The following is a 23,361-nucleotide window of genomic DNA, read 5'->3' on the forward strand; positions in this document are numbered from 1 at the left end:
GCGACTACAGGTTGCGTTTCGGCAAGATGACGGGCGGCTCACCGCAGGCGGAGCGGCCGGCCATGCGGCCAGCCAGGCGGCTGGCCGGGTGGCTGGCCGGGTGGCTGGCCCGCCGGCTGCGGGCTAGCGGGAGGGCGCCGGCGTCGGCCGCTGCGGGACGTACATGGACGGCGGCGGGGCCGGGAAGGGATCTGCCGGGTACAGCCCGGCAACCTCCATCATGTAGTTGGCCCACTGCGGCCCGGCAAGCATGTAGCCGTCAATGGCCTTGTAGAAGTTGCCGTTGATGGTGATGTTCTGGCCGGCCCTCTTTTGGCCCTGCAGGGTGTCGCCGAAGAACGACGCCGTGGCCAGGCCCGAGGTGTAGCCCACCACCCAGGTGGCGCCGTTGTTGTTGGACGTTCCCGTCTTCGCCGCTACCGGAACCCGGCTCTGGACCTTCGGGTTGATGTAGACCCCGGATCCCATCTTCAGGACGTCCTGCAGCACGGCGTTGACCCCGCGGGCCACCTCGGGCTTGACGGCGGCGCGGCACTGCGTGGCCTCGGCCGGATAATGCCGCCCTGCTGTGTCGCTGACGTCCGCGACGCCGATGGGTGTGCAGTACCGGCCGTCATTGGAGAACGTGGCAAAGGCGTTCGCCAGGTGCAGGGGAGCCACCCCGATGGCGCCCAGCAGATTGCCCAGCTGATGCATGTTCACCTGGGCTCCGTCCAGGCCGCTGTGGATCCCCACCGCATCCACCATCTTCTGGATTCCGCAGAAATCCAGCTGCGTGGCGGCGGCGAAGGTTGCCGTGTTGATGGAGTTGTACAGGCCGTAGTTGATGGGCATGGGCCGGTAGTATCCGAGGTCGTTGTTCTGAAGGTCGTCTTCAGCCCCCAGTCCGGCGTTCTTTTCAGCCGTGCTGTAGGCGCCGAGCACCTTGCCGCAGCTGGACCGCCACGGAAAGTTCAGCGGGTAGGTCCGCCGGGACGCATCGATCATCGCGTTCAGGGGTTTTCCCTCATTCAGCCACTCCGCGAACGTGAACGGCTTCATGGTGGATCCGGGCTGGAATCCGCCGGCCCCGTTCAGGTCATTGCCGTTGGCATCCATGGAATCGACGTTGAAGTTCAACTGGGTGTCGAATTTCCCGTCCGCCGGAAGGAATACGGTGTTCTGGGCCATGGCCAGGATCCGGCCGGAGCCGGGCTGGATGGTCACCAAGGCTGCACCCCAGGTGTCCGGGTTGGCTCCCGCGGTGGCATCCACCTGGGCCTGGGCGGCGGCCTGCAGCCTGCTGTCCAGGGTGGTGACGATGGTCAGGCCGCCACGGTACAGCAGCCTCTCCCGGTCTTTGAGCTCCACACCGTAGGCCGTGTTGTTGAGGATCAGATGGGACACATAGTCGCAGAAGTACGGTGCGATGACGGCGGCGGCGCAGCCCTGCCTGCCCGGGGTGATTTTCAGGTCCACGCCGGTGGCCACGGCGGCGTCGTGTTCAGCCTGGGTGATCTTCCTCTGTTCCAGCATGTTGCCCAGGACCTGGTTGCGGCGCTGCAGCGAGTTCTCCGGGTGAACGGCCGGGTCATAGAAGCTGGGGCTGTTCACCAGCCCGGCCAGCAGCGCGGCCTGCGGCAGGGTGAGCTCCTTGGCGGACGTGCTGAAGAAGTGCCGTGCCGCGGCCTCGATGCCGTAGGCGTCACGGTTGAAGAACACGATGTTCAGGTAGCCCTCGAGGATCTGGTCCTTCGTGTATTTCTTTTCCAGCTCGATGGCAAGCTTCATCTCCCGAAGCTTGTCGCCAACGCTCTTCTGGCCGCTGAGGATCACCTGCTCGCTTTGGTCCGCGGAAAGGTACGACTCATTGATGACGTTGGTGACGTACTGCTGGGTCAGCGTGGACGCACCCTGCCGGCCGCCCTGGGTGAGGTTGTACGTCAGTGCACGCAGGATGCCCTGGGGGTCGATGCCGGCATGGTCGTAGAAGCGGCTGTCCTCGATCGCGATGATCGCGTCCTTGATGAACGGGGACATCTGGTCCAGGGCGACCCGCACCCGGTTTTCCGCGTAGAACGTGGCGATCGGCTGGCCGTCCGCCGTGACCATCTTGGTGGCCTGCGACGGAACGTTGACCGTGAGGTCGCCGGGCAGGCTGTTGAAGAATGTAATCGAACTGCTGACCGTCACCCCGGCGGCCGCCACGCTCGGAACCACCAGGCTGGCGGCCAGCACTCCGCAGATGGCGCTCACGGCAAAGAATCCGACGAGCCTTCCCAAGGCCGCGGCCAGACGTGAACCCAATCGCTTCTTCGGCGCCATTTTGTCCAGCTATCACGCGAGAGACGTGTGTCCAGAATACCCGGGCGGCCGCCCGCCAGCCAGAGTCCGGCGGGCGGTCCGTCAGTTCGCGTAGGGGTCGGCGATGCCGATGTACTGGGTGGTGGTGTACTCGGCGATGCCCTCGGAGCCGCCTTCGCGGCCGAGCCCGGAGTGTTTGACGCCGCCGAACGGGGCGGCGGCGTTGGAGATGACGCCGGCGTTGAAGCCCACCATGCCGAATTCGATCTGTTCGGCCACGCGCAGGAGCTTGTTGAAGTCGCGGCTGTAGAGGTAGGAGGCCAGGCCGTATTCGCTGGCGTTGGCGAGCCGGATGGCGTCCTCCTCCGTGCTGAAGGTGGTCACCGGGGCGACGGGGCCGAAGATTTCCTGGCGCAGGATCGCGGCGTCGTTCGCCACGTTCCCAAGGACGGTGGGCTGGTAGAAGTACCCGGCGCCCTCTGCCGGGGAACCGCCGGTGACGGCAACTGCTCCGGCGTCGACGGCGGCGCTCACCAGGGCGTGCACGTCGTCGCGGGCGCCGGCGTCGATGAGCGGACCCACCTGGGTGGCCGGTTCGGTGCCGCGGCCGGTGGTGAGTGCGCCCATGGCGGCGGCGAACCTTTCCGTGAACTCGGCGGCGACGGATTCGTGGACGAGGAACCGGTTGGCCGCGGTGCAGGCTTCGCCCATGTTCCGCATCTTCGCGGCCATGGCACCTTCGACGGCCTTGTCCAGGTCGGCGTCCCCGAACACGATGAACGGGGCGTTCCCGCCCAGTTCCATGGAGGTCCGCAGCACGTTCTGCGCCGCGTCGGCCATGAGGCGCTTGCCGACCGGGGTGGAGCCGGTGAAGGAGACCTTGCGGAGCCTTGGGTCGGCGAGCAGCGGGCCGGAAATGCCCGAGGCGCTGGAGGAGGCCACCACGTTCAGGACTCCGGCGGGCAGGCCGGCGTCGAGCATGGTCTGCGCGAAGTACTGGGCGGTCAGCGGGGTGAGTTTGGCCGGCTTGAGGACCATGGTGCAGCCGGCGGCGACGGCCGGGGCCACCTTGCGGGTGGCCATCGCCAGCGGGAAGTTCCACGGCGTGATGAGCAGGCACGGACCCACCGGCTTCTTCTGGACCAGGATCTTGTTCCTGCCCTCGGGGGTGGTGAGGTAGCGGCCGTAATCCCGGACCGTCTCTTCGGAGAACCAGCGCAGGAACTCGGCCCCGTAGGTGACTTCGCCGCGGGCTTCGGCCAGGGGCTTGCCCATTTCCAGGGTCATCAGCAGGGCAAAGTCCTCGGCGCGTTCGGTCACCAGGTCGAAAGCGCGGCGCAGGATCTCGGCGCGTTCCCGCGGTGCCGTGCGCGCCCAGGAAGCCTGCACCTTGTCGGCGGCGTCGAGCGCGGCCAGCGCGTCGGCGCTGGTGGCGGACGCCAGGGTGGCGAGTACCTCCCCGGTGGCGGGATCGTGCACGTCAAACGTGCCGCCGTCGGACGCATCCGTCCACTGGCCGCCGATCAGCAGCCCGGTGGGGACGGAAGCGAGGAGTGCGGCTTCCCGCTCGGGCGAGATGGCAGGGGAAATGGTCATGGGGCTCCTCAGGAAAGTGTGTGGGAAAGGTCAGTAGCTGGCGGGGGTTTCGCCGGGCTCAGGCGCCGGAACACGGGGGACGAATTCGGCGGCGAGTGCTTCGGAGCCGCGGGCCAGGAGCGCGACGTCTGCGCCGACGAGCACAAACGCGGCACCGGCTGCCAGGTAGCTGCGGGCGGTGTCCTTGTTGAAGGCGTTGACACCCGCGGGCTTCCCCGCCGCTGCGGCGGCCGCAAGGCAGCGTTCGACGGCGGCGCGCACTTCGGGGTGTTCCTGCTGTCCCAGGACGCCCATGGAGGCGGCGAGGTCAGAGGGCCCCAGGAAGATCGCGTCTACACCGTCCACCGCCAGGATCTCCTCCACCGCTGCAACGGCAGCTTCGGACTCGATCTGGACGGTGACGCTGATGGTTTCGGATGCCCGGCCCAGATAGTCCGGGATGCGGTTCCACCGCGACGCCCTGGCCAGTGCCGAGCCCACGCCGCGGACGCCGTGCGGCGGATACCGGGTGGCCGCCACCGCGGCTGCGGCCTCCGCGGCGGAGTTCACCATGGGCACCAGCAGGTTCTGGACGCCGAGGTCCAGGTACTGCTTGATCACCACAGTGTCGTTGACGGGAGGCCGGACCAGGACCTGGACCGGGTAACCGCGGACGGCCTGCAGCTGGGCCAGGATGGATTCCAGCCCGTTGGGGCTGTGCTCGGCGTCAATCAGCAGCCAGTCCAGCCCGGCCCCGGCGCACAGCTCTGCGATCAGCGGGCTGCCGGAACAGACCCACATTCCGGCGAGCGGACGCCCGGCATTGCCGGTTTGGTTGCGGAGTGCGTCCCGGAACGTGGCGTCAGGCTCTACTCGAAGCGGCATGTGACAACTCCCAGGGGTCCATAGTCGGCGTGCACGGTATCGCCCTTATAGACCCAGAGCGGGCGGGTGAAGGAGCCGGCCAGGATGATGTCCCCGGCCTTCATCCCGTCGCCGTGCGCTGCAATCTTGTTGGCCAGCCAGTGCACCCCGTTGGCGGGGTGGTCCAGGACTCCGGCGGCCACGCCGGTCTCCTCCACGGTCTGGTTCTTGTAGAGGATCGCCGAGACCCAGCGGAGGTCCACGGCGTCGGGCTTGACCGGGCGGCCGCCCACCACCATGGCGCCCATCGCAGCGTTGTCCGCGATGGTGTCCACGATGGTCCGGCCCTCCATTTCGATCCTGGAGTCCAGGATCTCGAGGGCCGGAACCACGTAGTCGGTGGCGTTCAAGACGTCGAAGATCGTGCAGCCCGGGCCTTTGAGCGCGTCCTTCAGGACGAAGGCGAGCTCCACCTCCACCCGCGGATGCGTGTACCGGTCCCACTCCACCGAGCAGCCCGTTTCCAGGACCATGTCATCAAAGATGGCACCGTAGTCCGGTTCGGTGATGCCGGTGGCGGCCTGCATCGCCTTGGACGTGAGGCCGATCTTGCGGCCCACCAGCTTCCGGCCGGCGTCCTCGTTGCGGTTCCGCCACAGCTGCTGCACGGCGTAGGAATCCTCCACCGTCATCTCCGGGTAGCGGGAGGTCAGCCGGGGCACCGGCTTGCGGTTCCGGCCGGCCTCGAGCAGTTCGTCCGCGATGGCCTCGATCGTCTTGGCATCCAGCATGGCTACAGCTGCGCCCCGAGCTTGAAGCCAGTCCTGTCACCCTCGGGGGCCCCGTCCTTGCGGGTGTAGGAGAATCCGTCGGCGCCGACGGTCACGGCCATCTCGGAGGCGTCGGTGCGCTGGATGACGGGCTGCGGGTTGCCGTCGAGGTCCAGGACCAGGGAGGCCTCGGTGTACCAGGACGGGACGACGGGGTTGCCCCACCAGTCGCGGCGCTGGTTGTCGTGGACGTCCCAGGTGATGGTGGGGTTGTCCGGATCGCCGGTGTAGTAGTCCTGGGTGTAGATCTCGATGCGGTGGCCGTCCGGGTCCAGGATGTAGAGGTAGAACGCGTTGGACACGCCGTGCCGGCCGGGGCCGCGTTCGATCCGGTCGCTAATGCGCAGGGCGCCCATCTTGTCGCAGATCTGGATGATGTTGTGCTTCTCGTGCGTGGCGAAGGCGACGTGGTGCATGCGCGGGCCGTTGCCGCCGGTCAGGGCGGTGTCGTGGACGGTCTGCTTGCGGTGCATCCAGACGGCGTAGGAGACGCCGTCGGAATCCTGGATGTCCTCGGAGACGCGGAAACCGAGGTCCTCGAGGTACCTGCGGCCGCGGGGCACGTCCGGGGTGACCTGATTGAAGTGGTCCAGCCGGACGAGTTCCCCGGCAGAGTAGAGGTCGTAGCGCTGGGTGAGGCGTTCCACGTGCTCCACCTCGTAGAAGAACTCATACGGGAAGCCGAGCGGGTCCTCCACGCGGACGGAGTCGCCGACGCCCTTGGTGAAGCCTTCCTTGCGGCGTTCCGTGCGGCAGCCCAGCTCCTTGTAGTAGGCCTCGGCGGCGTCCACTTCGGCGGGGGACTTCACCCGGTAGGCAAAAGCGGCGACGGCGGCGATGGGCCCCTTGCGCAGCACCAGGTTGTGGTGGATGAACTCCTCGAGGGAGCGCAGGTAGATGTTGTTCTCGTCTTCTTCGGTGACGTGCAGGCCCAGGAGGTCAACGTAGAACTCGCGGGACTTGGCGAGGTCGGTGACCACGATTTCCATGTAGGCGCAGCGGACGATGTCCGGAGCGGGGACGGAGGGCTTCGGGATGACGTTGTTCATGGTGTTCTCTCTTCGTTGAAAGGGGTTTCTTCCCAACTAGGTAGCAGTAAGTGTCGTTTTGAGGGCTCATAACGACAACAATTGCGACCCAGTTGGGCTGCTGGTGGTGACTAGGCGCCGAATTTAGGGGTGTGGACGGAACCGAGCGTGATGTGCACGGCTTGCTGGTCGGTGTAGAAATCGATGGAGCGGTAGCCGCCCTCGTGGCCCAGGCCCGAGGCCTTGACGCCGCCGAACGGGGTGCGGAGGTCGCGGACGTTGTGGCTGTTCAGCCACACCATGCCGGCCTCCACGTTCTGGGAGAAGTTGTGCGCCCGGGTGAGGTTCTGGGTCCAGATGTAGGCCGCCAGGCCGTACCTGGTGTTGTTAGCCAGGGCGAGGGCCTCGTCGTCGTTCTCGAACGGGGTGATCGCCACCACCGGGCCGAAGATTTCCTCCTGGAAGATCCGCGCGTCAGGGGCGACGTCGGCGAACACCGTGGGGGCAATGTAGTTGCCTTCGGGCAGGCCCTCCGGCCGTCCGCCGCCGGCGAGCAGCCGGCCTTCGGACTTGCCGATCTCCACGTAGGAGGCCACCTTCGCGAAGTGCTCCGGGTGGACCAGGGCCCCCACCTGCGTCTTGGGGTCATGCGGATCGCCGACGACGATGTTCTTGGCGCGGGCGGCGTACTTCTCGCAGAACTCGTCGTAGATGGCGCGTTCCACCAGGATGCGCGAGCCGGCGGTGCAGCGCTCGCCGTTGAGGGAGAAGACCCCGAACAGGGCTGAATCGATCGCTGCATCCAGGTCGGCGTCGGCGAACACCACGCACGGGGACTTGCCGCCGAGCTCCATCGAGAGGCCCTTGAGGTTGGCGGCGGCGTTCCGGAAGATCGTCTGGCCGGTGGTGGTCTCGCCGGTGAAGGAGATCAGCGGGACGTCCGGGTGCTTGACCAGGGCGTCGCCGGCTTCCTCGCCGAGGCCGTTGACCAGGTTGAACACGCCGTCCGGCAGGCCTGCGTCCTTGAAGATCTGCGCCCAGAGCGAGGCGGAGAGCGGGGTGAATTCGGCGGGCTTGAGGACCACGGTGTTGCCGGTGGCCAGGGCCGGGGCGAGCTTCCAGGACTCCAGCATGAACGGGGTGTTCCACGGGGTGATGAGCCCGGCGACGCCGATCGGCTTGCGGTTCACGTAGTTGATCTGCGAGCCGGGGACCTTCATGGCGTCGTCGAACTGGGCCACGATCAGGTCCGCGAAGAAGCGGAAGTTCTCCGCCGCGCGCAGGGCCTGGCCCTTGGCCTGGGTGATCGGCAGGCCGGTGTCGAAGGTCTCGAGTTCCGCCAGGCGTTCCTCCTGGGCTTCGACGGCGTCCGCGATTTTGTTCAGGATGCGGGCACGTTCCCGCGGCTTCATCTTCGGCCAGGGACCGTTCTTGAACGCCTCGCGGGCCGCGGCAACGGCGAGGTCGATGTCCTCTTTCTGCCCGGCGGCGGCGGTGGCGTAATTGGTGTTGGACACCGGGTCCAGGACGTCGAAGGTCTTGCCGCCCACCGAATCAACAAATTCACCGTTGATGTAGTGCTGGATGTGGGTGGGCAGGTCCTGCGGAACGTAGTGGGCGGTGGTTTCTGCGGCAGTCGTCATCATTGAGTCCTATCGGTGGTCATTACTGCTTGGTTTGTGCGAGGTAGGCGTCCAGGGTGGCGCTGCGGTGGAGCCGTGCTGCTTTTTCGATGGTGTCGGCGTCGGCACCGGTTTCAATGAGCTTCAGGAGGGCTTCGTGCTCGTCAACCGAGTCGTGGGCCCTGCCGGGTACGAACCGGAAGGTGGAGGAGCGGAGCGACGCAAGCCGGTTCCAGCCGCGGTGGACCAGGTCCAGGATGTGCGGGTTGGGGCAGTGCTCGAACAAAACGCTGTGGAAGTCCTGGTTCAGCCGGGTGAACCGGACGGGGTCGAAATGCTGCAGGCAGTCGCGCATTTCCTCGTTCACGGCCCGGGCCCGGGCCACGTCCGCCGCCCCGATCAGGGGAGCGGAGAGCGCGGTGGCCGCACCTTCGACGATGCTCAGGGTCTGCATCGTGTAGAGGAACTCGGTGGGGTCGATGCCGGATACTGTGGCGCCGACGTTCCGTTCGAACTTCACCAGCCCCTCGGCTTCGAGCCGGCGGATGGCTTCGCGGACCGGGACAACGCTGACGCCCAGGTCTTCGGCGATCTTGGCCAGCACCAGCCGGTAGCCGGGGGAGTAGGTGCCGTCCACGATCCGTGCCTTGACGGCGGCGTACGCCTGCTCGGATTTGCTGCCGGCGGCAACCACCGTCTCAGTCATTGGCTTTGCCTGCTTCCCATTGCTCATACTTGCCCCGCCACTCTGCATTCAGCGGGTAGAGGCCGTCCACGCTGTGGCCCTGCGCCACCATTTCGGCGATGAAGACCTCCTCGCGTTCCTGCGCGATGGAGTCGTCCGCGAGTTCCTCGGCGAGGGCCGGCGGGATGACCAGGATGCCGTCCGAGTCGGCCACGATGATGTCCCCGGGCTGCACGGTGGTGCCGCCGCAGGCGATGGTGATGTCCGTGTCCCACGGGATGTGCCGGCGTCCCAGCACGGCCGGGTGCGGGTTGGCGTAGTAGGTGGGCATGTCCATGGCGGCCACGGCGGCGAAGTCGCGGACACCGCCGTCGGTGATGATGGCGGCGGCGCCGCGGACCTGGGCGCGGAGGGCCAGGATGTCGCCGATGGTGCCGGTGCCTTTTTCGCCGCGGGCCTCCATCACCAGGATCTCGCCCTCGTTGACGGAGTCGATGGCTTTCTTCTGGGCGTTGAATCCGCCGCCGTGGGTCTTGAAGAGGTCTTCGCGGTTGGGCACGTAGCGCAGGGTCCGGGCCAGGCCCACGATCCGCTTCTCCGGCCGGGTGGAGCTGAGGCCGTCGATGCTGACGTTGTTCAGGCCGCGCTTGCGCAGCTGGGAGGACAGGGTGGCGGTGCAGACGCTTTCCAGCTTGGCCTTCAGTTCCGGGGAAAGGACGGGCCCGACGGCGGCGCCCGCCACGGGTGCCAAACCGGCCGCTTCCCGCGAACCGTAGGCCTCCTCCCGCTGGAGATCATCGGTCTTGGGCCGGGCGCCGAAGTCCGCGAACGGCGTCGTGCCTTCCTCAACGGCGGTGACCAGGCGGCCGGTGGTGAGGGCGCCGTCTGGAGTGCTTACTTCAACCTCGACGACGTCGCCCGGCTTGGCGACGGACGCCCCGGCCGGGGTGCCGGTGAGGATGATGTCGCCCTCTTCGAGGGTGAGCAGCTGGGACAGGTCGGCCACGAGCCGCGCGAACGGGAAGAGCAGGTCTTCAGTGGTGTCGTCCTGGACCAGGGTGCCGTTGTGCCAGGTGCGGATGCGCAGTTGTTCGGGAGTAACGGCGTCAGCTGCAATCAGTCCCGGGCCCACCGGGGTGAAGCCGTCCCCGCCCTTGGACCGGAGGTTGGAGCCCTTGTCCGCGTAGCGGAGGTCGTAGACGCCGAGGTCGTTGCTGGCGGTGATCCATTCGACGTGGCTCCAGGCGTCCTCCACGCTGACGCGGCGGGCCGGCTTGCCGATGATCAGGGCGATCTCGCCCTCGTAGCCGAGGAGTTCGCAGCCGGCCGGCCGTTCCACTGTTGAGGGTGCTTCCGCTGAGCCGGTTGCCAGCGAGGACGAGGGCTTCAGGAAGTAGGAGGGCTGCTCCGGAGTGCGGCCGCGCTGGGCTGCCCGGCTGGGGTAGTTGATGTGCACCGCGATGACTTTGCGGGCCGCGGCCAGGAGGTGGTCGGTGACCTGTTCCAAGAGTTACTCCTCATCGAGTACGAAATCGTATACGAAAACTATTGCCTACGACGGGCGTAACGTCAACCCCTTGTTTCCGGGTGTTTTCAAGGCACTTGTAACCCGGGTCATATCTGCGTACAGTTTTGAAATGAAGAGCATTTTTCTATTATCGAACTTCAAGTTCTAATATAGAACACAAATCCTGGCGATAGTCAGCCACACAACGAAGTGAGGAAAGCCCGTGCAGTTCCACCACCACGGTTACGTGTCCACCGACCCCAGGGTCCAGCCGGCCGCCGGAGTTGGCATCAACCGGCCCGCGGAACTTCCCGACGAGGTCGACGTCCTGATTGTCGGCACAGGTCCTGCCGGCATGCTCGCCGCCGCCCAGCTGTCCCAGTTCCCGGGCGTCACCACGCGCATCGTGGAGCGCCGCGCCGGGAGGCTTCCCATCGGCCAGGCGGACGGCATCCAGGCCAGGAGCGTGGAGACCTTCCAGGCCTTCGGTTTCGCCGAGCGGATCATTGCCGAGGCGTACCGGATCACCGAGATGGCGTTCTGGAAGCCGGACCCCGCGGACCATTCACGCATCATCCGCGGCGCCCGTGCCGTGGACGACGAGATGGGCATCAGTGAATTCCCGCACCTCATCGTCAACCAGGCGCGGGTGCTCGACTACTTCGCGGAGTTCATGGCCAATTCACCCACGCGCATGTCTCCCGACTACGGCTTTGAATTCCGCGGACTGGAGGTCGCCGAGGAAGGCGAATACCCCGTCACCGTGACGCTGGTCCACACCGCCGGCCCCGATGAAGGCAAGGAACGCATTGTCCGGGCCAAGTATGTGATCGGCGCCGACGGTGCGCGCAGCAAGGTCCGCGACGCGATCGGCTGCACCCTCGCCGGCGATGCGGCCAACCATGCCTGGGGTGTGATGGACGTCCTCGCCGTCACCGACTTCCCCGATATCCGCACGAAGTGCGCCATCCAGTCCGGCTCCGGTGGCAGCATCCTGCACATTCCCCGCGAGGGCGGCTACCTGTTCCGCATGTACGTTGACCTGGGCGAAGTGGACCCGAACGACAAGGGTGCCGTCCGCAACACCTCCATCGAGGAGATCATCCGCAAGGCGAACGAGATCCTCCACCCCTACACGCTCGATGTCCGCGACGTCGCCTGGCACAGCGTCTACGAGGTGGGCCACCGCCTCACCGACCGGTTCGACGACGTCCTTCCGGAGCAGCGCGGTACCCGGACGCCCCGCGTGTTCATCACCGGCGACGCCTGCCACACGCACAGCGCCAAGGCCGGCCAGGGCATGAACGTTTCCATGCAGGACGGTTTCAACCTGGCCTGGAAGCTCGGCCACGTCCTCGAAGGCCGCAGCCCGGAGAGCCTGCTGACCACCTACTCGGACGAACGCCAGGTCATCGCCAAGAACCTCATCGACTTCGACAAGGAGTGGTCGACGATGATGGCGAAGAAGCCCGAGGAATTCGACAGCCCCTCCGAGCTCGAGGACTTCTACGTGAGCACGGCAGAGTTCCCCGCCGGCTTCATGACCCAGTACGCCCCCTCCATGCTCACAGCCGAAACCGAACACCAGGCCCTGGCCGCAGGCTTCCCCGTGGGCAAGCGCTTCAAGTCGGCCCCCGTGGTGCGCGTGGGCGACACCAACCCGCTGCACCTGGGCCACCATGCCACGGCGGACGGGCGGTGGCGCATCTACGTCTTCGCTGACGCCGCCCTCCCGGGCGCCGAAAAGCAGGGTGCCGCGTCAGCTGTGGCCGACTGCGCCGAGTGGATCGCGAACTCGCCGGACTCGCCGCTGGCGGCAACGCCGTCGGGCGCTGATCCCGACGCCTGGTTCGACGTGAAGGTGATCTACCAGCAGCCCCATGCGGACATCGACATTAACGCGGTTCCGGCGGTGTTCAAGCCGCAGGTGGGGCCGTTCCAGCTCACGGACTACGAGAAGGTCTACGCCACCGACCCCAAGGCGGACATCTTCGAGCTGCGCGGGCTGGACCGCGGCGGCGTCGTGGTGGTGGTGCGGCCGGACCAGTACGTGGCCGATGTCCTTCCCCTGACCGCGACGGCTGAACTTGGTGCGTTCTTCGCGCCCCTCCTGGCCTCCGGCAAGCGCGCGGGGGTCTGACGGCAACGGCCCGGCCGGTGCTGGCCGACGTGCTCAAGGAGTTCACGAAACTGGGCCGCCCGGGAACTCCGTCAGGCAGCGGTGGCCTGCGCCGTCCGGTAGTCTGCGGCGGCGTAGACGCCCAGGATGCGCACCTCGGTAGTGAAGAAGTCCAGTTCCTCCAGGGCGAGCTTCAACGGCAGGTCCTCCGGGTGGCCCTCGACGTCGGCCATGAACATGGTGGCGGCGAACTCATTGCCCACCATGTAGCTTTCCAGCCGCGTCATGTTCACGCCGTTGGTGGCGAACCCGCCGAGCGCCTTGAAGAGTGCAGACGGAACATTGCGGACCCGGAACAGGAAGCTGGTCACAGCCGGTCCGGGCAGGTCCTCCCTGGTCGGCAGGTCCTTTTCGGGAGCGAGGACCACGAAGCGGGTGGTGTTGGACGGGTCATCCTCCACCCGTGAGGCCAGCACCTCCAGGCCGTAAATGCTGGCTGCGAGCGGGGGAGCGAGGGACAGTTTGGCGGGGTCGTTCCATTCCCGGACTTCACGTGCGGAACCCGCGGTGTCTCCGGCAATAACGGGGCGCAGCCCGGCTTCTCGGATGAGGCGCCGGCACTGTCCCAGGGCGTGGATGTGGCTGTGGACCTCGGTGGCCCCTTCGATGGTGCTGCCGGGGATGCCCAGCAGGTCGAAGTGAATGGGCAGGAAGAACTCGCCCACGATCTGCAATCGGGACTGCGGCAGCAGGATGTGGATGTCCGCCACCCGGCCGGCGATCGAGTTCTCGATCGGGATCATGGCGAAGTCGGCGGCTCCCGTGGATACCAGTTCGAAGGCATCTTCAAAGCTGGCGCACGGAACGCTTTCCACGCCGGGGAACATCTGCATGCACGCGATATTTGAGTTGGCGCCGGGCTCACCCTGGTACGCAATTTTCTGGGTCACGATCCGTATGGTTTCACGACTCGCGCCCGCCCGCCCAAGTGAGTAGCAGCAGGTGTCGTTTTGACGGCCCAAAACGACACCTGACACCTGCTGCGACCTAGTTGGGCGGGGCGTCGGGTGCGGTGTTGGGCGGGGCGTTGGGTGGGGGCAGGTCAGCCCAGCGCCAGCCGCATCGAGACCTGGTACCGGTCGGAGCGGTACGTCGAGATGGAGTACTCGATAGGTGTGCCCGGGTCTTCCTGGCCGGTAAACGAACGGCGCCTGAAGAGGAGCACCGGCGCCCCGGGCTCGATGTCCAGCAGGGCCGCCGTGTCCTCCGGGGCGGCGGCGGCCTCCACGGTCTGTTCCACATGCTGCACCGGATGGCCGGACGCGGCGAGGACGCGGTAGAGGGACCCCGTTAGGTCCTCCGAGAGCAGGTCCGGCAGGAGCCGGGGCGGGAGCCAGGATTCGTCCACGCTGACGGGTGCCCCGTTGGCCAGGCGCAGCCTTCGGACCTGGTAGGCCTCCTGCCCCGGCGGCAGCCCCAGGTGCTCGGACGCCGCCGCGGGCGGCTCCGCGGTGGAGGCCGTAATGACGCGTGTGCTGGGTTCGAAGCCGGCCGCCCGCATGTCCTCATTGAAGGAGGCCAGGTGCAGGGTTGAACGGACCAGCCCGTGCGAGACGAAGGTCCCCTTGCCCTTGATCCGGACCAGGGCGCCGTCCTGGACGAGGTCCGAGATGGCCCGGCGCACCGTGATGCGCGAGACGCCGAACTGCTCCTCCAACTGGCGTTCGCCCAGCAGGGCGTCCCCGGGCCGCAACGTGGTGGCCACCAGGTCCTGGAGCTGCCTGCGCACCCAGACGTGTTTGAGTTCCCCTGCCGTATCCATGTCCCTATTTTTCCGGAATTTTCCCGGGCAGGCTGAACAAGTACCCGCCGGCTTCCACCCGGCCGCCCGAGGCCGGAGGCTCAATGGCGTCCGGTGCGCTGTCCAGGATCACCACGGGACTGCACATACTGAGGTTTTTCGAGCGGACAAAGGCCACGTCAACGCTGATCATGGGATCGCCGGTGCGGACCTGGTCGCCCTTCTGCGCCAGCACGCTGAAGCCCTCGCCCTTCAGGCCGACTGTATCGATGCCCACGTGGACCAGCACTGCGGGTCCTGAGGCGTGCTGGACGATGTACGCATGCGGCATGACCTTGATGACCTTGCCGTCCAGGGGCGCGACGGCGGTAATCACCCCGGCGTCATCGTCCGGCACGACGGCGGCACCTCCGCCGACGAGCCCCTTGGCGAACACCGGGTCCGGCACCTCGCTGAGCGGGATGAGCCGCCCGGGCAGGGGAGAAGCCACACTGATCGCCCCGGCCGGTGCGGCCGTGCCCACTTCAGGAGCCATGCGTACCTCAGGCGTGCTCACATCAGGTCCTGGATGTCTTCGGCCAGGCTTTCCGCCTCGGGGCCCACCACAACCTGGACCACCGTGCCGGACATCATGACGCCGTGGGCGCCCGCGGCCTTGAGGGCTGCCTCGTCAACCTTTCCGGCATCCACCACTTCGGTGCGCAGGCGGGTGATGCACCCCTCGATCTCTTCAACGTTCTCGGCCCCGCCCAGGGCGGCGAGGATGATTTCTGCTTTGGACATGTCCACTCCTGTTGGTCGTTTCGCGGTGAGTCCGGCCGGTCCTGAAGCATTTTTCCTGCCTGAGGTTGACAACTAAGCCCGGTGCACTTCACAGTGATGATTGTCACTGGTTATAACCAGTTAGCAAAACTCTACTGAATCCCGCATCCCCGCACAAGCACCGCCTTTTCGAAACGAGGAACCCCATGTCCACGGAAAACCCGTCCGCTTCCGCCGCGGCAGGCCCGCTGGCCGCACCGGCCCCGGGCAGGCCAAGGGCAGCGGCAAAGCGCTGCAGAACCTGCAGCGATTCGGCCGCAGCCTCATGCTCCCCATCGCCGCCCTCCCCGCCGCCGCGCTCCTCCTGCGCCTGGGCCAGGACGACCTGCTGGGCAGGTTCGAAGGCCTCACCACCGTTGCCCAAGTGATCGGCGCCGCCGGCGGCGCCCTGTTCGAGAACCTTCCGCTGCTCTTCGCCGTCGGCATTTCCTTCGGCTTCGCCAAGAAGGGCGACGGATCAACGGCGCTGGCCGCCGTCGTCGGCTTCCTGGTCCTGACCAACGTCTTCAAAGTCATGGCACCGCTGGTGCTGGGCGCCGCCCCGGAGGGCGGCAAGGATCCCGTCATCAACTACGGCGTGCTCGCCGGCATCGTGATGGGCCTGACCACGGCGTGGCTGTGGCAGAAGTTCCACCGGACCACCCTGCCGGACTGGCTCGGATTCTTCGCCGGCCGCCGCCTGGTGCCCATCCTGACCTCCTTTGCCGCCATCATCATCGGCGTGGTCATGGCCCTCATCTACCCGTTCTTCAACTCCGGACTGACGGCCGTGGGCAACACGGTGGCGGACAACACGGTGGTGGGCAGCGGCATTTACGGCACGCTCAACCGGCTGCTCATCCCGCTGGGACTGCACCACATCCTGAACTCGATCGTCTGGTTCATCATCGGCGACTACAACGGCGCCCACGGCGACCTGAACCGGTTCTTCGCCGGTGATCCCTCCGCCGGCGTGTTCATGACCGGGTTCTTCCCCATCATGATGTTCGCCCTGCCCGCGGCCGCCCTCGCCATCTGGCACGAGGCCAAGCCGTCCCAGAAGAAGATCGTGGGCGGCGTGATGCTCTCCACCGGCCTCACCGCCTTCCTCACCGGCATCACCGAACCGCTGGAATTCTCCTTCATGTTCGTGGCCTGGCCGCTCTACATCGTCCACGCCGTCCTGACCGGAACGTCCATGATGCTGGTCAACTTCCTGGGCATCCATCACGGATTCGGCTTCTCCGCCGGCGCTATCGACTACGTCCTCAACTTCGGAATCGCGCAGAACCCGCTCTGGCTGGTGCCCATCGGCCTGGGCTACGCGGCCGTGTACTACGTGGTGTTCCGCTTCGTGATCCGGCGCTGGAACCTCCGCACCATGGGCCGCGAAGACGAAACCGACGAGAACGGTTCGATGGCCAAAGCCGATGCAAGCTGAAGCCGGCGCACCGGGGCTGACCCTGCCGGGGCTGCGTGGGCGCCTCGTCACCGGCCGGGCAGGGGACGGCGTGATCGAGGACGGCACCGTGGTGATCGCCGGGGGGAGCATCGAGTGGTGCGGCCCGACGGCGGAACTGCCCGCCGGCGTCGACGTCGAAACAACGCAGGTTCCGGTCATCCTGCCGGGGCTGGTGGACGTGCACTGCCACGGCGCCGTGGGGCACACCTTCTCCGCGGATGCCGACGGCGCCCGCCGGGCGGCGGATTATCACGCCGGGCAGGGTACGACGTCGGTGCTCGCCTCGCTCGTTTCGGCACCGTCGGAGGTACTGCTCGAGCAGATCACGGCGCTGCGGGAGCTGGTGCAGGACGGCACCCTGGCCGGCCTGCACCTGGAAGGACCGTTCATCACCAGGAGCATGTGCGGGGCCCAGGACCCGGCGGCCATCATCGACGGCGACCCGGCGCTGCTGCAGGAGTGGCTTGAAGCGGGGCAGGGAACGGTGCGGTCCATCACGCTGGCACCGGAAACGCCGTACTTTGCCGAACTCGTGGCCCTGTGCCGGGACTATGGCGTGGTTCCGTCTCTTGGCCACACCGGCGCCACGGCGGCGCAGACGCGGGAAGCCCTGGGCTGGGCCTTAGACAGCGACGACGCCGGCCCGCTGGCCGGTGGCGACGGTCCCTGGTCCGCCACGCACCTGTTCAACCGGATGCCCCCGCTGGGGCACCGGACGCCCGGACCAATCCCCGTCCTGCTGCAGGCCGCACGGCAGTCGCCGGGCCGGATGGTCCTCGAACTGGTCGCCGACGGCGTGCACCTGGACCCGGAGATCGTCCGCATGGTCTTTGACCTGGTGGGCCCGGGCTCGGTCGCGCTGATTACGGATGCCATGGCAGCGGCCGGAATGTCCGACGGCCACTACACCCTCGGCAGCCTGGACGTGCTGGTCCGGGACCGGGTGGCGCGCCTGGTCCCCGCGGAAGGCGATGCCCGGCCCGGTGCCATCGCCGGGGCAACCAGCCTGCTGCTGGAAAACGTCCGCCGCTGCGTCGAATGGGGAGTGCCCCTGGCTGATGCCGTCACGGCGGCGTCGGCCACACCCGCCCGCCTGATGGGCCTGGACCGGCCGGGGTCCGGACAGCCCCGGTCCGACCGGCCCGTTGGGGCCGGACGGATTGGCTCCCTCACCAAGGGGTACCGCGCCGACATCCTGGTGACCACCGAAAAACTCGAACTGCTGCAGGTCTACCGGGCCGGCACACCACTAACGCAGGAAAGGAAAACGCGTGCAGATTATTCTGTGTGAGTCCGCGGACCACGTAGGGGGCCGGGCCGCTGACATCATCGAAGCCCGGGTCCGCCAGGGCCCGGCCGTCCTCGGGCTGGCCACGGGCGGTTCGCCGAAGTCCACCTACCAGGAGCTGATCCGCCGGCACCGCGAAGAGCATTTGGGCTTCAGCCAGGTCACGGCCTTTACCCTGGACGAGTATGCCGGGCTGCCGCCGGAGCACGAGCAGAGCTACTACTCCACCATCCGGCGGGAATTCGTCGACCATGTGGACCTGCCGCTGGCGCAACTCATGACCCCGCACGGGGATGCTCCGGACCTCGTCGCGGAAGCCGAGCGCTACGACGCAGCCATCACGGCAGCCGGCGGGGTGGACATCCAGATCCTCGGCATCGGCGCGAACGGCCATATCGGGTTCAACGAACCCACCTCGTCGCTGGTCTCCCGTACCCGGGTGAAGACCCTTGCCGGAGCCACCCGCGCCGACAACGCGCGTTTCTTCCCGGCCGGCGACGTTCCCAGGCTGTGCCTGACCCAGGGGCTCGGGACGATCCGCGAGGCCGGGCTGGCGGTCCTCGTGGCCATGGGGGACAACAAGGCTGAGGCCGTCCAGGCCATGGTGGAAGGCCCGGTCAGCGCACACTGCCCGGCGTCGGTGCTGCAGCTTCACCGCCGGGCCGTGGTCATCCTGGATCCGGCGGCCGCGTCCCGCCTGAGCCTGCTGGACTACTACCGCGAAGCCCAGGAGTTCAACGACCAGCTGGGCCAAACGCCCACCCGGCCCTGGCTGCGGCAGCCGGCTTAGGAGAACACAAAGAATCCGAGGCTTGTCCGCGATCGCCTACCTTGACGGTACGGCTTGGCGGACAAGCCTCGGATTCTTTACGGGAGCAGCGGCCAACGTCTGTTCCCGCCCTGCTCGGGGACCTTAGGCGCGGTGGGGCGAGCCGAGTTCCACGGGCTCTTCGTCGCTGAGGTAGGCGGCCTCGGAGTGCGCGGCGATGTCGATGCCGCGCAGTTCGTCGGCTTCGTGGATGCGCAGGCCCATGGTCATGTTGAGGACCTTGGCGATGACCCACGTCACCACGAAGGAGTAGGCGAGCACGGCCAGCGTGGCGATCGTCTGGACTCCGAGGAGCTCAAAGCCGCCGCCGTAGAACAGCCCGTTGACCTTGTTGGGGGCGGCCTCGGTGGCGAAGAAGCCGATCAGGAGGGTTCCCAGGATGCCGCCCAGCAGGTGGACGCCCACCACGTCGAGTGAATCGTCGAAGCCGAGCCGGAACTTCAGCTCGATGGCCAGGGAGCACACGGCGCCGGCGATGAGGCCGATGGCCAGGGCGCCCAGGGGGCTGACGGCGCCGCAGGCAGGAGTGATGGCAACGAGGGCCGAGATCAGGCCGGAAGCTGCGCCCATGCTGCTGGCGCTGCCCAGGCGGATGCGCTCCACGAGCGTCCAGGCGAGAAGGCCGGCACACGCGGCGACGGCGGTGTTGAGGAATACCACGGACGCGGACTGGCCGGCGGTGAGTGCGGACCCTGCGTTGAAGCCGAACCATCCGGCCCAGAGGAGCCCGGCGCCCACCAGCACCAGCGGACGGCTGTGGGGTTTGGTGTGTTCGCTCTTGGGCCAGCCGGCGCTGCGTCCGAGGACCAGGGCGAGGGCGAGGGCCGCGATTCCCGCGTTCATGTGGACCGCGGTACCGCCGGCGAAGTCGACTGCCTTGAGGCTGTTGACGATCCAGCCGCCGGTCACGGAGCCGTCCGCCGAGGTGAAGGCGAAAACCCAGTGGGCGACCGGAAAGTAGACCAGCGTGGCCCAGAGGGCGGCGAAGGTCATCCACGCGCCGAACTTCATTCGTCCGGCGGCAGCTCCGGCGATGATTGCCGTGGTGATCCCGGCAAAGAACAGCTGGAAGGCTGCGAACAGGGCCGTGGGGATGGGCGCGTTCGGGTCCTCGGCCAGCAATTTCTCCATGCCGAAGTACTCGGTGACATCACCGAGGAGTCCGGCGCCACCAATGGAATTGCCGAAGACCATGGAGTAGCCGAACACGGCCCACAGGACGGCCACGATGCTCATTCCGCCGAAGCACATCATCATCATGTTCAGGATCCTGCGGGAACCGACCATGCCTCCGTAGAACAGGGCAAGGCCCGGGATCATGATGCACAGTAGTGCGCCCGCGGCGAGGATCCAGGCGACGTCTCCAGAATTCATGGAACTCCAATCAGAAGGGGGTATCCGCCGGGGGAAACGGCGGCACAAAAAAGTAACCGTGGGATGAAACCATGATTCGTGACAGTGAACGATTGTGGGTTTCGCGGGCGTAAATTTCCGGTTGCGATCGCGATTGGCCACGTCACGCCGATTTAACAAGCGGGGCGCACGCCTGTAACATCCATTTGACTACTGTGGTTCAACAACGTTTCCCCGCAGGTAACACCAATTGAACAGGACAGTTCCGATGACCAGTGTCGCAACCCCTGAAGTACCAAGCGCCCCAGCGCTATCTACCCCCGCATTGCCGGCCGAGGCTGACCACATCTCCCTCGCGGACATCGCCAGGGCCCATGACGTGCGGTTCATTCTGGCCACGTTCGTCGACATGACGGGCAAGCCGTGCGCCAAGCTCGTTCCGGTCGAAGCCGCAGACCAGCTTGAGGCCGGCGCCATGGGGTTTGCCGGCTACGCAGCAGGGCTGATCGGGCAGAAGCCGCAGGATTCGGACCTCATTGCCATTCCCGATCTGGCGTCCTTCACCCCCGTGCCGTTCATCAAGGAAGGGCTCGCGGTCATCCACTGCGACCCGCACGTGGACGGCAAGCCCTGGCCCTACGCCCCGCGCGTCATCCTCAAAAACACGCTCGCCCGCCTGGCCGGTCAGGGAATGCAGGCCAAGGTGGGGGCGGAAGTGGAGTACTTCCTCGTCAACAAGAACGCCGACGGTTCCCTGAGCACGGCCGACGCCCGCGATGACTCGCCCCGGCCCTGCTATGACGCGCGCGGCGTCACCCGCATGTATGAGCACCTCACCTCCATCTCGGAGGCGATGAACGGCCTCGGCTGGGGCAATTACGCCAACGACCATGAGGATGCCGCCGGGCAGTTCGAGCAGAACTTCAACTACGCCGACGCCCTCACCACGGCCGACCGCGTGGTCACCCTGCGCTACATCCTGAACGTCCTCGCGGAACAGCGCGGCATGACCGCCACCTTCATGCCCAAGCCCTTCACCGACCGCACGGGCACGGGCCTCCACTTCCACCTGTCGCTGTGGTCCGGCGCCGAGGCGCTGTTCCCGGTTGAGGGTGGAGCGGACGACGGCGGCAGGGGACTTGGGCTTTCGGCCCTCGCCTACTCGTTCATCGGCGGGATTTTGGACCACGCGCCGGCACTGCAGGCGTTCCTGGCCCCCACCGTCAATTCGTACAAGCGCTCGGGAGCCACCACCAGCTCGTCCGGAGCCACCTGGTCTCCCCGGAAGGCCTCGTTCGGGGGCAACGACCGCACCCATATGATCCGCGTGCCGGACAACAAACGGATCGAACTCCGCTCCGGGGACGGTTCAGCCAACCCCTACCTCGCCATTGCCACGGCCATCTCGGCAGGCCTGGACGGCGTGGAAAACTCCGTGGATCCGGGGCACCCGTCGGGCCCGGGCGAGTCCAAACCGGACGCCCACCTGCTGCCGGCCACCCTGCTGCACGCCGTGGAGGCCCTGCGCCGGGACCCGGTGATCCTGGCCAGCCTCAGCGGCGACGCGGAGATCGGCAAGTACTACGCCGACGCCAAGGAAGAGGAATTCCTCAGCTGGCACAACCAGGTCAGCGACTGGGAAGTCCGCACCTACCTCACCTCGATCTAGCAACTCCCACCCAGTAAAGGAATCCCACCATGTGCGGAATCGCCGCGCTGCAGCTGCGCAACCCCCTGCTGCACCCCCAGATGGGCAGCCTGCTGTCCTCGATGATGTGCCAGATCGTGGACCGCGGACCGGACTCAGCCGGCCTCGCCGTCTACAACACCCCGGGCCTGGTCTCGGCCGGAACCTCCACCCTCAGCCTGCTGGGCAAGGACCAGGGCATGGCGCTCCCGGAGGTCAAGGCCTCCCTTGACGCGATGCTTCCGGCCGACGCCGCCGCTGCAGTGCGGGTGGTGGGTGACACCACCCTGGTGAGCGCCGCCGTCGGAACCGATCTCCTGGTGAAAGCGGTCAGCGAAACCCTTCCCGGCTCCACCATCATCGGCCGCGGCGAGCACGTGGCCGTGATGAAGAGCGTGGGCCACCCGATGGACATCGCCGCCGAGCACGGGCTCGAGGCCATGTCAGGCAGCCAGGGCCTGTCCCACACCCGGATGGCCACCGAGTCCGCGGTGACAGCCGGCGGCTCCCACCCGTTCTCCGTGGCCGACGACCTGTGCCTGGTCCACAACGGCTCCTTCTCCAACCACGCCACCGTCCGGCGCGACCTGAAACGCGAAGGCGTGGTGTTCGACTCCGAAAACGACACCGAGGTGGGCGCCCGCTACGTCGCGTCCCGCCTGCAGCAGGGCGACACTCTCGAAGAGGCGCTCGTGAACCTGGGCAAGGTGCTGGACGGTTTTTACACCCTGGTGGTCACCACCGCGGACAGCATGGCCGTGGTCCGCGACCCCATCGCCTGCAAGCCCGCCATCATCGCCGAAACGGACGACTACGTGGCCATGGCCTCCGAATACCGTGCCCTGGCGGCCCTGCCCGGCATCGAAAACGCCCGCATCTTTGAACCGGAACCCGGAAAGGTCTACACATGGTCACTCTGACAGCCCCCGAAAACTTGGAAACTACCCTTGATTCCTTCAGCGTGGATCTGGCCGGCAGCCCCGTCCGCGAACTCAACCAGGCACTCCACAACGCGGTTGACGGGCAGTCCTGGACCGTCGCCAACCCCGAAGGCAAGCACAGCCTGGCCGTGGGAATCGACGCCCGGGTCAGCGTCACCATCAACGGCCACGCCGGCTACTACGCGGCCGGGATGCACCAAAAAGGCGACGTGACCATCAACGGCAATGCCGGCGTCGGACTGGCCGAGAACATCATGTCCGGCCGCGTCCACGTCAAGGGAGACGCCTCCCAGTCGGCCGCCGCCACCGGGCACGGCGGGCTCGTGGTCATCGACGGCAACGCCAGCGCCCGCTGCGGCATCTCGATGAAGGGCGTGGACATCGTGGTGGGCGGCAACATCGGCCATATGTCCGCGTTTATGGCGCAGGCCGGACGCCTGGTGGTCTGCGGCGACGCCGGCGAAGCGCTGGGCGACTCCATCTACGAAGCCCGGATCTACGTCAAGGGCACCGTGGCCTCGCTCGGCGCCGACTGCATCGAAAAGCCCCTGAAGGAAGAGCACCTTGCCGAACTCGGCGAACTGCTGGCCGCGGCCGGCCGCACCGACAACCCGGCGGACTTCAAGCGCTACGGATCGGCACGGAACCTCTACCACTTCAGCGTCCACAACTCGACGTCGTACTAA

General features: G+C 66.9%; 20 protein-coding genes. 7 read left to right on the forward strand and 13 right to left on the reverse strand.

From position 1 onward, the window contains the following. Nucleotides 1-123: 123 nt before the first annotated feature. The 8 genes from AC6JAC_RS03960 to AC6JAC_RS03995 all read right to left on the reverse strand — a co-directional run bounded on the left by AC6JAC_RS03960 (nt 124) and on the right by AC6JAC_RS03995 (nt 10,394). Nucleotides 124-2,304 (reverse strand): transglycosylase domain-containing protein, encoded by a 2,181-nt coding sequence (locus tag AC6JAC_RS03960; protein ID WP_497963482.1) that lies wholly within the window; start codon nt 2,302-2,304, stop codon nt 124-126. 81 nt (nt 2,305-2,385) lie between these two features. Further along, entirely contained in the window at nt 2,386-3,879 is a 1,494-nt protein-coding gene (locus AC6JAC_RS03965) for an NAD-dependent succinate-semialdehyde dehydrogenase (RefSeq protein ID WP_497963483.1), read from the reverse strand. A gap of 30 nt (nt 3,880-3,909) precedes the next feature. Further along, a complete protein-coding gene (locus AC6JAC_RS03970; protein ID WP_497963484.1) occupies nt 3,910-4,743 on the reverse strand; it encodes an HpcH/HpaI aldolase family protein in 834 nt (277 codons plus the stop codon). Further along, nucleotides 4,728-5,513 carry a 2-oxo-hept-4-ene-1,7-dioate hydratase gene (hpaH, locus tag AC6JAC_RS03975; protein ID WP_028271254.1) on the reverse strand — a complete coding sequence of 262 codons (786 nt, stop codon included), beginning with the start codon at nt 5,511-5,513 and terminating at the stop codon, nt 4,728-4,730. The genes AC6JAC_RS03970 and hpaH overlap by 16 nt, the downstream gene beginning before the upstream one ends. A 2-nt stretch (nt 5,514-5,515) precedes the next feature. After that, on the reverse strand, nt 5,516-6,601 hold the full coding sequence (hpaD, locus tag AC6JAC_RS03980) for a 3,4-dihydroxyphenylacetate 2,3-dioxygenase (protein ID WP_497963486.1): 1,086 nt from the start codon (nt 6,599-6,601) through the stop codon (nt 5,516-5,518). A 110-nt stretch (nt 6,602-6,711) separates the two neighbouring features. Continuing rightward, nucleotides 6,712-8,223 carry a 5-carboxymethyl-2-hydroxymuconate semialdehyde dehydrogenase gene (gene hpaE, locus AC6JAC_RS03985; protein WP_028271252.1) on the reverse strand — a complete coding sequence of 504 codons (1,512 nt, stop codon included), beginning with the start codon at nt 8,221-8,223 and terminating at the stop codon, nt 6,712-6,714. 22 nt (nt 8,224-8,245) lie between these two features. After that, complete coding sequence (locus tag AC6JAC_RS03990; protein ID WP_347899382.1) at nt 8,246-8,908, reverse strand: GntR family transcriptional regulator; 663 nt, start codon at nt 8,906-8,908, stop codon at nt 8,246-8,248. Further along, nucleotides 8,901-10,394, reverse strand: a complete 1,494-nt coding sequence (locus tag AC6JAC_RS03995) for a fumarylacetoacetate hydrolase family protein (RefSeq protein ID WP_497963489.1) — start codon at nt 10,392-10,394, stop codon at nt 8,901-8,903. Before AC6JAC_RS03995 ends, AC6JAC_RS03990 begins: the two co-directional genes overlap by 8 nt. Nucleotides 10,395-10,617: 223 nt before the next feature. On the opposite strand from AC6JAC_RS03995, the gene AC6JAC_RS04000 reads away from it, so the two are divergent. Next, nucleotides 10,618-12,534, forward strand: coding sequence for an FAD-binding monooxygenase (locus AC6JAC_RS04000; RefSeq protein WP_497963491.1), 1,917 nt, complete (start codon nt 10,618-10,620; stop codon nt 12,532-12,534). A gap of 71 nt (nt 12,535-12,605) precedes the next feature. Here AC6JAC_RS04000 and AC6JAC_RS04005 read toward each other — a convergent pair whose 3' ends face one another. From AC6JAC_RS04005 to AC6JAC_RS04020, 4 genes are all read right to left on the reverse strand, one after another. Further along, nucleotides 12,606-13,463, reverse strand: coding sequence for a prephenate dehydratase (locus tag AC6JAC_RS04005; protein ID WP_028271248.1), 858 nt, complete (start codon nt 13,461-13,463; stop codon nt 12,606-12,608). A 152-nt stretch (nt 13,464-13,615) separates the two neighbouring features. Beyond that, nucleotides 13,616-14,335, reverse strand: a complete 720-nt coding sequence (locus tag AC6JAC_RS04010) for a GntR family transcriptional regulator (protein ID WP_028271247.1) — start codon at nt 14,333-14,335, stop codon at nt 13,616-13,618. Between the two features lie 4 nt (nt 14,336-14,339). Then, on the reverse strand, nt 14,340-14,870 hold the full coding sequence (locus tag AC6JAC_RS04015) for a PTS sugar transporter subunit IIA (protein ID WP_497963494.1): 531 nt from the start codon (nt 14,868-14,870) through the stop codon (nt 14,340-14,342). Beyond that, entirely contained in the window at nt 14,867-15,169 is a 303-nt protein-coding gene (locus AC6JAC_RS04020; RefSeq protein WP_081818893.1) for a PTS sugar transporter subunit IIB, read from the reverse strand. The genes AC6JAC_RS04015 and AC6JAC_RS04020 overlap by 4 nt, the downstream gene beginning before the upstream one ends. 232 nt (nt 15,170-15,401) lie before the next feature. On the opposite strand from AC6JAC_RS04020, the gene AC6JAC_RS04025 reads away from it, so the two are divergent. From AC6JAC_RS04025 to nagB, 3 genes are read left to right on the forward strand one after another with little or no spacing between them, the layout of a single operon-like run. Further along, nucleotides 15,402-16,556 carry a PTS transporter subunit EIIC gene (locus AC6JAC_RS04025; RefSeq protein ID WP_051628901.1) on the forward strand — a complete coding sequence of 385 codons (1,155 nt, stop codon included), beginning with the start codon at nt 15,402-15,404 and terminating at the stop codon, nt 16,554-16,556. After that, complete coding sequence (locus AC6JAC_RS04030) at nt 16,546-17,868, forward strand: N-acetylglucosamine-6-phosphate deacetylase (protein WP_497963497.1); 1,323 nt, start codon at nt 16,546-16,548, stop codon at nt 17,866-17,868. The genes AC6JAC_RS04025 and AC6JAC_RS04030 overlap by 11 nt, the downstream gene beginning before the upstream one ends. Continuing rightward, complete coding sequence (gene nagB, locus AC6JAC_RS04035; protein WP_497963499.1) at nt 17,849-18,655, forward strand: glucosamine-6-phosphate deaminase; 807 nt, start codon at nt 17,849-17,851, stop codon at nt 18,653-18,655. The genes AC6JAC_RS04030 and nagB overlap by 20 nt, the downstream gene beginning before the upstream one ends. 123 nt (nt 18,656-18,778) lie before the next feature. On the opposite strand, the gene AC6JAC_RS04040 is transcribed toward nagB, so the two are convergent. Further along, on the reverse strand, nt 18,779-20,068 hold the full coding sequence (locus AC6JAC_RS04040; RefSeq protein ID WP_497963501.1) for an ammonium transporter: 1,290 nt from the start codon (nt 20,066-20,068) through the stop codon (nt 18,779-18,781). Between the two features lie 247 nt (nt 20,069-20,315). Here AC6JAC_RS04040 and glnT point away from each other — a divergent pair, with 247 nt between their 5' ends. From glnT to AC6JAC_RS04055, 3 genes are read left to right on the forward strand one after another with little or no spacing between them, the layout of a single operon-like run. Further along, a complete protein-coding gene (glnT, locus tag AC6JAC_RS04045; RefSeq protein WP_497963503.1) occupies nt 20,316-21,716 on the forward strand; it encodes a type III glutamate--ammonia ligase in 1,401 nt (466 codons plus the stop codon). A 29-nt stretch (nt 21,717-21,745) separates the two neighbouring features. Beyond that, nucleotides 21,746-22,654, forward strand: a complete 909-nt coding sequence (locus AC6JAC_RS04050) for a class II glutamine amidotransferase domain-containing protein (RefSeq protein ID WP_028271239.1) — start codon at nt 21,746-21,748, stop codon at nt 22,652-22,654. Next, nucleotides 22,642-23,361 carry a GltB/FmdC/FwdC-like GXGXG domain-containing protein gene (locus tag AC6JAC_RS04055; RefSeq protein WP_454699426.1) on the forward strand — a complete coding sequence of 240 codons (720 nt, stop codon included), beginning with the start codon at nt 22,642-22,644 and terminating at the stop codon, nt 23,359-23,361. Before AC6JAC_RS04050 ends, AC6JAC_RS04055 begins: the two co-directional genes overlap by 13 nt.

This window comes from Arthrobacter sp. KUASC02 (genome assembly GCF_059739395.1).

Excerpts from the sequence above, each read along its gene's own strand:
- AC6JAC_RS03970 (WP_497963484.1), bottom strand. The coding sequence starts at position 4,743 with ATGCCGCTTCGAGTAGAGCCTGACGCCACGTTCCGGGACGCACTCCGC.
- hpaE (WP_028271252.1), bottom strand. The coding sequence starts at position 8,223 with ATGACGACTGCCGCAGAAACCACCGCCCACTACGTTCCGCAGGACCTG.
- AC6JAC_RS04025 (WP_051628901.1), top strand. The coding sequence starts at position 15,402 with ATGCTCCCCATCGCCGCCCTCCCCGCCGCCGCGCTCCTCCTGCGCCTG.
- AC6JAC_RS03965 (WP_497963483.1), bottom strand. The coding sequence starts at position 3,879 with ATGACCATTTCCCCTGCCATCTCGCCCGAGCGGGAAGCCGCACTCCTC.
- AC6JAC_RS03990 (WP_347899382.1), bottom strand. The coding sequence starts at position 8,908 with ATGACTGAGACGGTGGTTGCCGCCGGCAGCAAATCCGAGCAGGCGTAC.
- hpaH (WP_028271254.1), bottom strand. The coding sequence starts at position 5,513 with ATGCTGGATGCCAAGACGATCGAGGCCATCGCGGACGAACTGCTCGAG.
- AC6JAC_RS04030 (WP_497963497.1), top strand. The coding sequence starts at position 16,546 with ATGCAAGCTGAAGCCGGCGCACCGGGGCTGACCCTGCCGGGGCTGCGT.
- AC6JAC_RS04050 (WP_028271239.1), top strand. The coding sequence starts at position 21,746 with ATGTGCGGAATCGCCGCGCTGCAGCTGCGCAACCCCCTGCTGCACCCC.
- hpaD (WP_497963486.1), bottom strand. The coding sequence starts at position 6,601 with ATGAACAACGTCATCCCGAAGCCCTCCGTCCCCGCTCCGGACATCGTC.
- AC6JAC_RS04055 (WP_454699426.1), top strand. The coding sequence starts at position 22,642 with ATGGTCACTCTGACAGCCCCCGAAAACTTGGAAACTACCCTTGATTCC.
- glnT (WP_497963503.1), top strand. The coding sequence starts at position 20,316 with ATGACCAGTGTCGCAACCCCTGAAGTACCAAGCGCCCCAGCGCTATCT.
- AC6JAC_RS04010 (WP_028271247.1), bottom strand. The coding sequence starts at position 14,335 with ATGGATACGGCAGGGGAACTCAAACACGTCTGGGTGCGCAGGCAGCTC.
- AC6JAC_RS04040 (WP_497963501.1), bottom strand. The coding sequence starts at position 20,068 with ATGAATTCTGGAGACGTCGCCTGGATCCTCGCCGCGGGCGCACTACTG.
- AC6JAC_RS03960 (WP_497963482.1), bottom strand. The coding sequence starts at position 2,304 with ATGGCGCCGAAGAAGCGATTGGGTTCACGTCTGGCCGCGGCCTTGGGA.